The organism is Psychrobacter alimentarius, assembly GCF_001606025.1.
Classification (GTDB): domain Bacteria; phylum Pseudomonadota; class Gammaproteobacteria; order Pseudomonadales; family Moraxellaceae; genus Psychrobacter; species Psychrobacter alimentarius.
Window position 1 is genome coordinate 657,416 of the sequence record NZ_CP014945.1, and the last position, 12,963, is coordinate 670,378.

Annotated in this window: 11 protein-coding genes and 1 tRNA gene; 6 read left to right on the plus strand and 6 right to left on the minus strand. The window is 42.9% G+C overall.

The genetic code is table 11. The annotated features are described in order from the left end of the window. Positions 1-141: 141 nt before the first annotated feature. From A3K91_RS02715 to A3K91_RS02735, 5 genes are all read right to left on the minus strand, one after another. A complete protein-coding gene (locus tag A3K91_RS02715; RefSeq protein ID WP_062843908.1) occupies positions 142-2,403 on the minus strand; it encodes a YfjI family protein in 2,262 nt (753 codons plus the stop codon). A gap of 67 nt (positions 2,404-2,470) precedes the next feature. Further along, on the minus strand, positions 2,471-2,767 hold the full coding sequence (locus A3K91_RS02720) for a helix-turn-helix transcriptional regulator (protein ID WP_062843909.1): 297 nt from the start codon (positions 2,765-2,767) through the stop codon (positions 2,471-2,473). 120 nt (positions 2,768-2,887) lie between these two features. After that, positions 2,888-3,691 carry a hypothetical protein gene (locus tag A3K91_RS02725; RefSeq protein WP_062843910.1) on the minus strand — a complete coding sequence of 268 codons (804 nt, stop codon included), beginning with the start codon at positions 3,689-3,691 and terminating at the stop codon, positions 2,888-2,890. A gap of 188 nt (positions 3,692-3,879) precedes the next feature. Then, the gene (locus A3K91_RS02730; protein WP_167541795.1) at positions 3,880-5,343 is read right to left on the minus strand and encodes a tyrosine-type recombinase/integrase; all 1,464 of its coding nucleotides are present in this window, start codon (positions 5,341-5,343) and stop codon (positions 3,880-3,882) included. 158 nt (positions 5,344-5,501) lie between these two features. Continuing rightward, positions 5,502-5,578: transfer RNA gene (locus tag A3K91_RS02735), tRNA-Arg, on the minus strand. 352 nt (positions 5,579-5,930) lie between these two features. On the opposite strand from A3K91_RS02735, the gene A3K91_RS02740 reads away from it, so the two are divergent. The 6 genes from A3K91_RS02740 (at position 5,931) to A3K91_RS02765 (ending at position 12,097) form a co-directional block, all read left to right on the plus strand. Continuing rightward, on the plus strand, positions 5,931-6,614 hold the full coding sequence (locus A3K91_RS02740; RefSeq protein ID WP_062843912.1) for a c-type cytochrome: 684 nt from the start codon (positions 5,931-5,933) through the stop codon (positions 6,612-6,614). Positions 6,615-6,894: 280 nt separating this feature from the next. Next, positions 6,895-7,857, plus strand: a complete 963-nt coding sequence (locus A3K91_RS02745) for an ABC transporter ATP-binding protein (RefSeq protein WP_062843913.1) — start codon at positions 6,895-6,897, stop codon at positions 7,855-7,857. A gap of 29 nt (positions 7,858-7,886) precedes the next feature. Beyond that, entirely contained in the window at positions 7,887-8,660 is a 774-nt protein-coding gene (locus A3K91_RS02750) for an ABC transporter permease (RefSeq protein ID WP_062845827.1), read from the plus strand. Between the two features lie 335 nt (positions 8,661-8,995). Beyond that, positions 8,996-10,033 (plus strand): FecCD family ABC transporter permease, encoded by a 1,038-nt coding sequence (locus A3K91_RS02755; protein WP_062843914.1) that lies wholly within the window; start codon positions 8,996-8,998, stop codon positions 10,031-10,033. Next, on the plus strand, positions 10,030-11,286 hold the full coding sequence (locus A3K91_RS02760) for an ABC transporter substrate-binding protein (protein ID WP_062843915.1): 1,257 nt from the start codon (positions 10,030-10,032) through the stop codon (positions 11,284-11,286). Before A3K91_RS02755 ends, A3K91_RS02760 begins: the two co-directional genes overlap by 4 nt. A gap of 34 nt (positions 11,287-11,320) precedes the next feature. Beyond that, on the plus strand, positions 11,321-12,097 hold the full coding sequence (locus A3K91_RS02765) for an ABC transporter ATP-binding protein (protein ID WP_062843916.1): 777 nt from the start codon (positions 11,321-11,323) through the stop codon (positions 12,095-12,097). Here the strand turns inward: A3K91_RS02765 and A3K91_RS02770 are convergent. Beyond that, positions 12,087-12,941: a DMT family transporter gene (locus A3K91_RS02770; RefSeq protein ID WP_167541796.1), complete on the minus strand. Its 855-nt coding sequence runs from the start codon at positions 12,939-12,941 to the stop codon at positions 12,087-12,089. The genes A3K91_RS02765 and A3K91_RS02770 overlap by 11 nt on opposite strands. Positions 12,942-12,963 lie beyond the last annotated feature (22 nt).

The following is a 12,963-nucleotide window of genomic DNA, read 5'->3' on the forward strand; positions in this document are numbered from 1 at the left end:
GTAGCGCCAAGCTTAACTATAAATTATTACTATCAGCTCTGTAACTGTACTGACAAAACTGACAAAACCCTATTTCAAATATAAAAAAGGACGCTATTTTTCAATAACGCTCCATAACTGCACTGACATAACTGACAAAACCTATAAAAGCTCACTTAATCTTGAGTTGATGGAGTAACGCTCTGTTGGTCTGCCTCCTTGCGCTGTACTTGGTATTTCCTGCCAGTTTAACCAGTCATGTTCGACTAATATTTCAAGCGCGTTCAATACATCATCAGTATCATTTAAACCTTTCCACCCTTTACGGATTAGTTGCCTAGCCGTAAAGCCGTGACTGATCCAATCGGTTTTGTCGGTTTTGTCAGTTCCCTTTCTGACCATTTTCATTATTTTATCGGCTAAATAAGAGGCTTTAATATTAGCGCTATCAGTGACAGTGCTATATATCCTCATCATGTGGCTCTCTAATACGTCACACCATGCCAGCGCTGCCTTGAGTGCGTTCATGTTGACTGCACCTAAAGACGTGCCGTGTTCGATACAATCGGCTAAATGAAAGACTAGCGCTAGTGACGGCACTGTTTTAGCATACTTGATGAGGTGCTCAGCTATAATGCTATGCTCAGCTTCACTAGCTCTTAGTTTAAGCGCATCATACCAATTCATAAATTCTTGATAAGCCTCATCATTAAATCGGTAGTAAGGACGCTTGTGGTATTCATCAATGGGGCTTGCACCGTAGCGCATAAAGTCACCTAGTTGCATACTGTCGATAGTTTCAAACAAGTTATAGATAGCGTCACGGCTTTGCTTGTCAGGTGGCAAGTCACGCTCTTTACTATTAGGTAGTGGGTCAGGATAGACCATCAACTGAAAGCGTTGAATAAGCCCATCATTGCCCAGCCCTTTCATCGTCTTAGATAAATAGTACTCGAGCTTGTCAGGCTGTATGCCACCAATGACCGATAAACAGTGAGTGTCGATAAACACTGAGCCTCTGCCTATTCTATCCACTTGAAAGCTACCTAAGCCGTTAAAGCCCTCAAGATAGAATGAGCGCGCTTGTTGGTTGCTTTCATTCTCTAATGAGGCAAGCCAGCCTGTCAGCTCATCACGCTTAACCAGCATACCGTTTTTGTGTTTGCTCTCAAGCTCTCCGATGCTCTCAATCGTACCGTCATCAGTAACGTAGCGTTTAATCTCAGGTATTAGCTCGTCAGACTGTTTTGCTTCTGCTAATTCCTGAGCTTTTGCTTTTAGATCATCTTGATTTATTTCAGCGTCATCTTCAGTTTGGGTTGCCATTTTCTTAGCAAGGTCGCTGAGCTGCTTCTCAGCTGCCTTTGTCATGTGTTTGTTTAGCTCTTTTTGGGTGTCATGCTCGAGCTTATCTTCATCATATTTTTCTTTGGCAAGGGCGACTAAATGCGATAAGGGCTTTAGGCCATCAGATAATGACGGTGATTTCTTACTCGATGGGTTGCCAATGATTGCACCATAAAAGTTAGGCACTACCTCCCAGTTATCGTACATCTTAGGGTAAATGCTCAATTTTGAGCCTATCAAGCTACCTAACGATACCATCAAGGGCATGAGCACATATTCAATCGGTACGCTCAGGCGCTCAGCACTGTTTGAAGCATAATCCCATAGCAGTTTGGGCATCATGTCGCTTGTGAGTGTCTTAACTGGTGGTAGCGTTTGACTAATCGGTTTAGGCTTTGGTTTGCCTAATGCTTGCAAGTCGATAACTTCAGCATCGGCTATCAAGTCATCGTAATCAGCGTCAAACTCAAGCGCGTCATAAATAAGCGTATGCTCACAAATGATAGCTTCAACATTCACACCTTTAAGTGGTGTTATCACTTTGGCTTTCTTATCTGAGGTGGTTATTATGGTTACTTGCTGTACCTCTGCAAAATGTTTGACCGTCTGATTGAATAAACTCGGTACAAGACATGTTAGTACCGTCACATCAATACACAGCTTTCGATAAGCGTTATAACATCGCACTGCCTGAGCTAAGTCAGCTATGATTATCCACTTACTATCTTCACTCATTGTGCCAATAACGAAGGCGCTTGGTATATCAGTATCAGATATAAAAACGTGTCCGTTATCCTCAAGCGGTATGCTGGCAAGTGTGACAGTCTCAGCTTGATTATTAACTGTTAGTAGTCCTATAGTACCAGCGGTATGGATCTGCTTTTCACCTGCCAGCGCACCTGTAAATATGGTAATATCTCTACCTAGATAAATGACTGAGTTTAATACACCATTGCTTAGTAAACTTTCTAATGTGTTATGACCTACTACATCTGCAAATGTAGCAAGTCTAAAGTCTGCAATGTATTGTGACAAGCCTATGCTACCAGCATGGGCTTTGTTGTCTTCAGTGATCACTTACTCCTCCTTACCCATAACTTTTTTGGCTGAATTCTTACTATTGAGGTTTCTGTAGGCATCATTATTAAACACCCACATTCTTATTGGGTTGGTCGTCTGACTTCGCACTATGAGAATCTAACCATTTGTTAATTTCAGACAAGCGCCATAGACTAGCCCGTCCGATCTTTACGGGTGCGGGGAATTTGCCCTCATTGATTAGATGGTAGAGATGCTTAGCAGAGAAGCCAGTAATGCCACGTGTGGCTGTTTTGGCGGTGACGGTGCGCTGTTGTCCTGAACGGGTAGTATAAGTCTTGGCTTTACGCTCAGGTTGGTTGGCAAGGTCTGCCATTCTTAGGTATTGATCAATAAGTGTCATGAGAAATCACTCCATAGCATGATTAGTTATAGCCGGTAATGGCTTATGCTTGGATATGAATAGTAGATGTAGCTATGAGATTAAAAAAGGGCATATGACGGTCATATGCCCCTGTTTTTTTTAATTAGTTTCCTTTTCAACGTTTATTCTTAGCTGTTGGACTTCTTTAATCCATTTACTAACTGTGTTTTTAGTTATGGGCGTTCTAATTTTTTTTGAAAACTCTACAATATTTGTATTAGTAGTTCCTGAATGAGAGGAAATGTCATAACTCGCTTTATACAATAAGACATTTAATAAACGAGTAACTGCTGCGAGTGTTTTAGGATTCAGTTCCTCATTGCCAGCATCATAATTAATATCTTTTTTATCTATAGCCTCATCATAATTAATATCTGATTTTTTTAGATCTTCAATATGCGCTTTAGCCTTGTTTAATTGGGTTTCTAGCTCAGATATACGAGAGTCTTCAGGCGTACTTAAGGAGGAGTTATATACTAATTCTATATATCTTTGTATCTGCTCATTAGGAAACAAAAGATCATCAATTGTTATATTTTGGTTTGCAGTTTGAAGATGGATTAAACTGCCTTTATCATTTTTTTCGTTGCTATTTATAATCTCGTATATATATGCACTACTCGTAGCGATCGATAATTGATTATTATTTGGAAACAAATAAATTAATTTTGGTGAGGTAAGATAACCTTTAAAATCAACACTTATTGACATAAGGTATGTCAATCCAGTTCCTTTATCTTTAGGGTTTTCTTTCATTATTATAACTTTATCATGGGAAAAAACGGGTGTTATATTTCCTCTTCTACATAAATCGGCAAGTTGTTTTATCCCGAAAGGTAAGAGTTTTTCAGGAAGTTTGCTTTGAAATATCTCTAGCGTTTGCGCTAAGTCATAGTAATTCATGATGCACACCTTCAAACACACCCTTAGATAAATATAAAAAGGTGCAAGGCGCTGCTGCCCTAAAGGTGTGTGTAACGGACAGCGTTCGGGTAATTAATCCTAGCCTTGCAATCAGTTATGACAACGGTTGACGCTATCAATGTCGGCTTGCCAGCCCAATGCTGACGATAATAAATAAAGTAGTATTGTTAAAGCTGCTCGGCGAGTTTGGCTAGTACCTCTTGCGATACGCCTTGAGCCTGTAAGCTCTTTATCAAAACATCTTTATCATGTAGTGCTATATCAGTCGCTTGCTCATTTCTGCTATTCATTTCTTTAGCGAGTTCATCAGGGGCCAATAAATCAAAGCTGATCGCCTTACCAGCGCGTAAGTCATCTAAATAATTCGCCCAGCGGTTCATCATCATTTGCCGTTCGGCTAAGTGTTCTGACAAGTCATAGCGTCTTCTTACGCTGGATTGCTCAAGGTGCGCTAGTTGTATCTCTATCAAACTTTCAGAAAATTGCAACTCATACAGCCCCGTGCTGGCAAGCTGTCTAAAGCCGTGTCCTGTCATCTTAGGGTAGGGGTCGCCTGTATATCCCATGCGCTGTAGTGCCTGATTGAACCACGCTTCACTATAGGGCTTGTTTGACTCAAAGTTATAGAAAACATAGCCCGTGTGTTCAGTCAGTGGGCGCATACGCTCGATAATAGCCATTGCTTGTGGTGATAGGGGAATAATGTGATCCTGACGCATCTTCATCTTATCTTTTGGAATACGCCATACATTTTTATGATAATCAATCTCTGACCATTCAAATTTTCTGAGCTCTATAGTGCGTACAAAGCACAGCGTCATCAGCTGCAAGCCTGCCACGGTCTGTGTGTGGGCGTTTGGGTAGTTATTAACATACTGGTCAATGTTGCGGAGTAGATCGGGGAATTGGTGCTGTTCTACTGCTTTCATGCGTTCGGCTTTATGCGGTCTGAGCGCCTTATTGCGTCCAATGGCAATGTTAGTAATATCATAGCCTAGCGTATTGATAGCATACTCAAAGATAGAGCTAATTAGCCCCATGCACTTATGCGCGGTTTCTGAGGTATGTTTGCCTTGTTTTTCGAAGTCGGCTTGAATAGCCAGCCCTGTTCTAATCACATCTTGGGCGGTAATAGCGCCAATAGGGTATGCGCCTAAGTGCTTTAAGATGTGATTGTCCAAAAACCCTTGCAGCTTTTGTACGTTCTTAACTGTGGTCTTAGATTTTTCGTCGATATAGCTTTTAGCAATGGCTTTAAATAAGTCCTTTTGCTCAAAGTTATTTTTCTCGATGCTTTTATGGGCGGTGGGATCGATACCATCAGCAAGTAATGCTTTTGCTTTGTCACGCTCGATACGTGCTTGCTTTAGCGACACAAGCGGTTTGAATGATGCATCAATGAATTGCTTTGAAGATTTATAAATACCGATTTGATAGGTTTTTTGCTTTGGCTTAATATCTTTGTCCGATTGGTAGCGATATGACATTTGCCAAAATAATGAGCCGTTGGGGTGTTGTATCAGAGATAGGCTATTACCATCACTATGACGGACAATTTTATCAGGCGCTGACTGCTTGGCGATGGACTTCACGCCATTGTCAGTCAATAGATAGTCTTTTCTATTATTCATACCAGACCCAAAAATATTAAAAATTTTTAACAACAAATTTAACAACATTCTATAGGTGCTACTAGGTAATGACAAGTAGTATTGAAAGACTTGAATTGTTGATAGTAAAGGGCTTTAGAGGTTTTTGGTAATGCTAGGGAATGATGAAATACGGTGATTGGTGCGCTCGGCGGGAATCGAACCCACGACCCTCGGCTTCGGAGACCGATACTCTATCCAACTGAGCTACGAGCGCATGATAATGACGATATGGAACAATACAATACTTAAACGAGTGTTATAAGCCGTATAAAGTGTCGAAAAATAAAGACCGCTTAGTCTAACAAATAAAAGCCATAAAGCCAATGAGTGAAGGCAGCGATTGATGTTTTTTAAGAAAAAACAGGATAGTCATTAAACAAGCATGGCAATTTACCTGCCTTTTCCCTTATAATGTCAGGGAGAATTCATATTTATAATCACCGATTACAAGTGCGTTGACACGCGGGATGGCTGTTTGCTATTGATGACGATTGCTCATCAAAGGAGGACAGACAGAATGTCCGAGTCGTGTAGGCCACTGTATCTGTAATAAGAGAACGTGACGAATGAGAAAAGTAGTTATGTTATCGGCAGCTGCCATTCTAGGAATCGCTAGTATCGCGGTGAGCCAAGCTGAAGACGTTGCAGGCACTTCTACTGTAACCGTTTCTGACGTAGCAGAGGGACAGGAAGTGGTAGATAACCTGCCTGAAAAGCTAGGGGACGACACCAAAGCCGCGGCCGTGACTACAGATGGCGAAGCTGCTACTGATGAAGCTGCGCAAGTGGATGGCGAAGCTGCTGCAGAAACCGCTGCTGCAGAAACCGCTGCTGCGGCACCTGCTGCCGAAGAAGAGCCTATCCCTCAAGACACGCCACAAGTACAAAAGCTGATCGCGCTATACCCTAATTTGATTGCTCGTATTCAACCTGTAGCCAAAGTATGTTTTGAAGATGACGAAGTTTGTGATGTGACAGCTCGTGTGGCTGGGCCAGCACCAGGGGATGGACCTCGTGATGGTAAGGCTGTATACAATGCAGTCTGCCATACATGTCATACTGCAGGCCTACTAGGCTCTCCTATTTTTGGTGATGCTGGCGCTTGGGGACCTCGTATTTCAAAAGGTAAAGATACGCTATATACGCATGCTATCAATGGTTTCAATGCCATGCCTGCAAAAGGCGGTGCTGATATTCCTGATGAAGAAGTTCAAAATGCTGTAGATTATATGGTTGAAGCAGCAAGCTAATCCTGATTCAAGCCAACGCTAAATTTTTGCAATATACTCTGTTAAGCGCCTATTTCATTAAATGAAGTAGGCGCTTTTTTTGATGATAAGTAATATCAATCTGTTACTTCTTACGAGCGACAGTTGAAATTCGGGTCTGATAACCTCACTTCATGACATTGTCCTATCTAGATATTAGGGCGTGTTGAATATTTATAGACCGTCACTGCAAAGTGATATGGTCGCATGTTCAACACGCCCTAATATGCTATAAACATTCATAATAGATATAGAGGTACTCATGTCTGATGCACCAGCACTGATGATAAAAGATTTATCCAAAACTTATGATAATGGGTTTTCGGCATTAAAAGGGGTGGATTTGACCGTACCACAAGGTGGGTTTTTTGCACTACTCGGTCCTAATGGTGCCGGTAAGTCCACCATGATTGGTATTATCAGCTCACTGTTTAAACCCACGACAGGTAGCGTACATATTTTTGGGACAGATTTATTAGAGAATCCTTCGGTTGCCAAGCAATATCTTGGAGTTGTACCGCAAGAATTTAATTTTAATATGTTTGAAAAAGTTGAAGATATCTTGATCACGCAGGCCGGTTACTTTGGTATTTCTGCAAAAGAAGCCAGACCACGAGCCAAAAGATTACTAACAGCTCTTGGGTTATGGGATAAGCGCAATAGTAAATCACGTGAGTTATCTGGTGGTATGAAACGCCGTTTGATGATTGCACGTGCCCTCATTCATAAACCTAAACTGTTGATTCTGGATGAACCGACGGCTGGGGTCGATATTGAGTTGCGCCGCTCTATGTGGGAATTCATGCAGCAGATCAATATTGAAGAAAACACCACCATTATTTTGACCACGCATTATCTCGAAGAAGCCGAGCAGCTTTGTAAGCGCATTGCAATTTTAGATCACGGTGAGATTCGTATCAATACAGAAATGAAAGACTTGTTGGCACAGCTATCAGTTGAGACGTTTGTCTTTGATTTAGGTACGCCACTTGTGCAGAAATTGGCTTTGTCAGGTGTGACAGATGTCTCTCAACCCGATAGTCAGACGCTTGAAGTCACTTTGACAGAAGGGGAGTCACTCAATGGTGTTTTTGATCAGCTATCTGAGCAAGGCATCACGGTAGCCAGTATGCGTAACAAAGCCAATCGATTAGAAGAGTTATTCATGCGCTTAGTGGATAAAAACATTCAAAGTACAGACAGTATGAAGGAGGCGGGGTTATGAGTCAGGAAATTGTAGATCATAATAAATCGATGTCGTGGCACAAAAAAGGAGTCGCTTTTCGTACGATTTGTTTAAAAGAAATTCGTAGAATTTTGCGCATCTGGCCACAGACGTTATTGCCGCCAGTCATCACCATGAGTCTGTATTTTGTTATCTTCGGTAAGATGATTGGCTCACGTGTGGGCGAGATGGGCGGCGTGCCCTACATGCAGTTTATTGTGCCTGGTTTAATCATGATGTCGATTATTACCAACAGTTACTCCAATGTCGTTTCAAGCTTTTTTAGCGCCAAATTTACGGCCAGTATTGAAGAGCTTTTGGTGTCGCCAGTCTCGAAGCATGCTATTTTAATGGGCTATATTAGCGGTGGTATTTTCCGCGGACTTGCCATTGCTGTCATTGTTTCGATAGTGGCACTATTCTTCACAGACTTGGGTATTGAGCATTTATTTGTGACAATATTTACTGTCCTTGGCACCTCCATTCTATTCTCACTGGGTGGTTTTATTAATGCGGTATTTGCCCGCTCGTTTGATGATATCTCCATCATTCCAAGCTTTGTATTAACACCACTGACGTATTTGGGCGGTGTGTTTTATTCAATGGAAAACCTCTCACCATTTTGGCAGAACATATCGCTTTTGAACCCTATCGTTTATATGGTCAACGCATTTCGTTACGGTATTTTAGGCTACTCTGATGTGAATGTTTGGTATTCAATGGTCGCGATTTTTATATTTTGCGTGATATTTTATGTGATTGCTTATCGCCTGCTCGATAGCGGTTCACGGATTCGTTTGTAGTTTACCTTATCATCTAAGCTGCCGAGTACTGGCAGCGTTGCTTTTTTCATTATTCCATTTATCGTGACCCACTTTTTTCTGAAGAATAGATGAGTATTGCAGGGCGTTAGCAATAACGCCCGGCCCGATACTCAGTTGTTTGGCTCCCTTCCTTTCCTATATCCCAATTTGTTATCAATCTCCCTTCAAATGAAAGGGCACTTATTATGTGAATTCAAAGGCTTAATAAGGGGAAAGATAAGACTATTAATTGCGAATGTTCCTCATTAGCACTATAATTCTCATCTTTTAAGACAAAAGGTAGCTTAAGTCTGCCTTGGTAATTGAGATATAAGATGACCCAATCCGTCAGCGAACAAATCATTCGACAACAACGTCGCATAGAGTCAAAACGCCGAGTGGTATTATTGGCACTGGCGACAGCGTGTTTGTTGGGTCTAGTACTCGATGTGATGACAGGACCTTCGGTGCTACCGATGGCGGACGTCGTTAAGTCTTTACTACAGATAGGCAGTTTGGATGATACCTCACATACCATCGTTTATGATCTGCGGTTGCCAATTGCGTTTATGGCTTTGCTTGTGGGAGCTTCGCTTGGTGCAGGCGGGGCTGAGATGCAGACGCTACTCAACAACCCAATGGCAAGCCCTTATACACTAGGACTTGCAGCGGCAGCAGGGTTTGGAGCGTCACTGGTTATTGCGTTTGGTAGTTTTGGCTTGCCACTGCAATATGCGGTGCCTATTGGGGCATTTTCGATGACGATGCTCGCCTCTGCGGTGCTGTTTTTATTTGCATCATTGCAGCAGTTTGCCGCTTCTACGCTCATCTTAGTGGGTATCGCCCTCTTATTTATTTTTCAGTCGTTACTGTCATTGGTACAATTTACCGCATCATCTGAAGTCTCGCAGCAGATTTTGTTTTGGCTATTTGGTAGTTTAACCAAATCCACTTGGACAAATGTGACGGTGGTTGCTGTCGTAAGTAGTATTTGTATCTTACTACTGATGCGCGACAGTTGGAAATTAACAGCGCTGCGACTGGGTGAAGAGAGAGCGTCAGCACTTGGTGTTAATCTGACTCATTTACGCATCAAAACCTTGATTTTGGTGGCGATGATGACGGCAACTGCGATTAGCTTTGTCGGAGTAATTGGCTTTATTGGTTTGGTTGCGCCGCATGTCGCACGGCTGCTCGTTGGTGAAGACCAACGTTACTTTTTGCCCGCGACCATGCTTGCTGGCGCGGCCTTTTTATCATTCTCATCAGTGTTATCAAAAGTGATTATCCCAGGAGCGTTGTTTCCGGTGGGGATTGTCACGTCGTTTGTGGGTGTGCCTTTTCTATTTTGGATTATTTGGAGTAAGCGGTGAAAAACTGGATTCGCGGAACATTGGCGTTAAGTTTGATATTAACAACATTAAATGCCCAAGCAGAAGTCAAAACCATTAACGATGTGTTAGGGCGTGACGTACAAGTCGATGTACCTGCCAAGCGAGTCGTGTTGGGGTTTTATTATCCTGACTATATTGCCGCCACAGGGGCCGAAAACTTTGAGCAAGTGGTCGGTATTTCAAGAGAGTTTTGGGAAAAATTTAATCCTGGTAGCTGGAATTTATACAACCAAAAATTGCCTAATTTACAGGGCATTGGCGATATTGGCAATATCGATAGGGGCACGTTTTCATTTGAAAAAACCTTAGCGATGAAACCTGATGTAGTGATATTGGCAAAGCAGCAATACGATACGCTAAAAGCCGAAATGCCGCGTTTTGAAGCGGCAAATATCCCTGTGGTGGTGGTTGATTACAACGATCAAACGGTGAAAAACCATGTCAAAAGCACTCAAATATTTGGGCAATTGGCAGGCAGTGAGCAACGTGCCGACCAAGTAGCTCAAGAATACGCTGATGGTATCGCGGATATCCAAAAACGGGTGAATGCTGCTCAAAGTGCCAAACCTAAGATCTACGTCGAATTTGGTGATAAAGGACCAAAAGAGCACAGCTTCACCTTTGGCAAAAATATGTGGGGTGCGATTGCCGATATTGTGGGCGGTGACAATATTAGTAAACCGTTTGTCGAAAATTGGGGACCTATTAACCCCGAACAAGTTTTGGTGAGTAAACCTGAGGTCATTATGATCTCAGGCACCGAAGTGGGCATGAAACAGCCCAATACGATGGCAATGGGGATTGATGTTCCAGCCGACGAAGCCCAGCGCCGCCTAAAAGGCTTTACTACCCGCAATGGTTGGGAGAATCTACCAGCGGTAAAAAATAATCGCGTATATGGTATTTATCACACGGCTTCTCGCTCGTTGTCTGATTTGGCAGCAGCACAATTTATGGCAAAAGCCTTGTACCCTACAGCCTTTACCGATGTCGACCCTGAAAAAACCTACATGGATTTTCATGAAAAATACTTGCCAGTCAAGCCTAACGGTACATTTTTTATCCAGCTAGGCTGTGGCGCAAGTGTTTGTGATGGCAATGCTAAAAACCAAGCCAACAACGATGCAGAATCATCGACAGCTGCGAGCCAAGCTGATCCTGCTGCCAATACGTCTGAAAATGTGTCGTGGTTTACTAAGCTCATGAATTGGTTCAGCGGTTTGTTTGCTTAATTGGTTTTTAAAAATTTGATAGAAGAAGTCCGCTATGCTCAAGCTTGACCGTTTAACGATCCAATATGGCGCGCTCACCGTTGCTAGGGATATTGATGCCCAGTTTGAAGCGGGCAATATTTATACCATTTTGGGAGCCAATGGAGCAGGTAAGTCCAGTTTACTTAAGGCGATTTTTGGTGAGCTGGCATTCTCTGGCACTGTTGCCTATCAGGGCAGTGTACAGACCAAATCCCAGCTTAACGCGTGGCGTAAACCCATTGCATATATGCCGCAAGACAGTCACACTGACGCCGAGCTTACTACTCTCGAAGTAGTAATACTTGGACGAATGGATGCCTTGAGTCGTCATATCAGTGATGAGTTGTTACGAGAAGCCGTCGAGTTATTGGCGGAGTTGAATATTTCCCATTTGGCGCATCGCTCAATCCGCTCATTGAGCGGCGGACAGCGACAGTTGGCGATGTTTGCACAAGCGTTACTTCGCCGTCCCAAGATTTTACTGCTGGATGAACCCGTCTCAGCTCTAGACATGGCACATCAAATTAACTTGCTGGACAAAGTCAGGCATTACACGCAGCAGCACCAGTTGATTTGTATTATGGTATTGCATGATTTGAGCCTAGCTGCTCAATTTTCGGATGAAGTCATATTATTAGCTGATGGTGATATTCAAGCACAAGGTATGCCTAAAGCTGTATTACAATCCGAGATTTTACGCAAAGTGTATCATGTGGATATTGAGATTTTGACGAGTCATCAAGGCTCACCAGTGATTCATCCGTATCGTAAGCGGCAAGCTAGCGTTTAGCTACTTTTCGCTCAGGCACACTGCTGACGATGCCTGCCAAAATGACTGCTGTAATGCCTAAAATCTCTAGCCAGCCAATGCGTTCGCCTGCAAAAATGACCCCATAAATCGCAGAAAACACGACCGTTAAATACGACAATGCCGCGACCGTGAATTTTTGCCCGACGTGATAGGCATGAGTCATCGCCAGCTGCGCAAGCAACCCTGCCACACCAATGCCAATGATATAAGGTAAACTCTCGCTTGTTAGATGACTCCAACCAAACCACGTTGCCGCTATGCCTGAGACAATGGTCGCTACTGCCGAAAAGTAAAACACAATTCGCCACGCAGGTTCTCCCATTAAGGATAGTTCTCGCACTTGCAGCAACGCAAAAGCCGTAAAAATACCGCCACTCAAGGTAATTAAAGTCTCTAATAATCTATCTGAGGCGAAGGCAGGTTTTAGCATCAGACAGATACCCGCCAACCCCATCAGCAGAGCGACCCACGTTTTGAGTGATGGCTTGTCTTTTAGCCAAAAAATGGATAGCAAGGCAATAAAAACGACAGAGGTATAGTTCAGCGTCACAGATGTTGCTAGAGGCAGATGACCCAAGCCATAGAATGCCAATAACAATGCCATTGTGCCCGCCATGCTACGCTGCATGTGACCCCAAAAAAATGGCGTCTTAAGGGTTTTTTTTCGCGCGAGGGTCGTGCCAAAAATGACCAGAGCAGGCAATAATGACCGCCAAAAGGCCAACTCATATTCATTCATGTGCAAGTGAGTAGACGCATTTTTGACCAAAATGCTCATCATGGCAAATAAGAATGCCGCAATAATCATCCAAGCTGAACCCAAAGGGAATCTTTTTATCATAGGG

Excerpts from the sequence above, each read along its gene's own strand:
- A3K91_RS02730 (WP_167541795.1), bottom strand. The coding sequence starts at position 5,343 with ATGAATAATAGAAAAGACTATCTATTGACTGACAATGGCGTGAAGTCC.
- A3K91_RS02750 (WP_062845827.1), top strand. The coding sequence starts at position 7,887 with ATGTCGTGGCACAAAAAAGGAGTCGCTTTTCGTACGATTTGTTTAAAA.
- A3K91_RS02755 (WP_062843914.1), top strand. The coding sequence starts at position 8,996 with ATGACCCAATCCGTCAGCGAACAAATCATTCGACAACAACGTCGCATA.
- A3K91_RS02740 (WP_062843912.1), top strand. The coding sequence starts at position 5,931 with ATGAGAAAAGTAGTTATGTTATCGGCAGCTGCCATTCTAGGAATCGCT.
- A3K91_RS02725 (WP_062843910.1), bottom strand. The coding sequence starts at position 3,691 with ATGAATTACTATGACTTAGCGCAAACGCTAGAGATATTTCAAAGCAAA.
- A3K91_RS02720 (WP_062843909.1), bottom strand. The coding sequence starts at position 2,767 with ATGACACTTATTGATCAATACCTAAGAATGGCAGACCTTGCCAACCAA.
- A3K91_RS02765 (WP_062843916.1), top strand. The coding sequence starts at position 11,321 with ATGCTCAAGCTTGACCGTTTAACGATCCAATATGGCGCGCTCACCGTT.
- A3K91_RS02745 (WP_062843913.1), top strand. The coding sequence starts at position 6,895 with ATGTCTGATGCACCAGCACTGATGATAAAAGATTTATCCAAAACTTAT.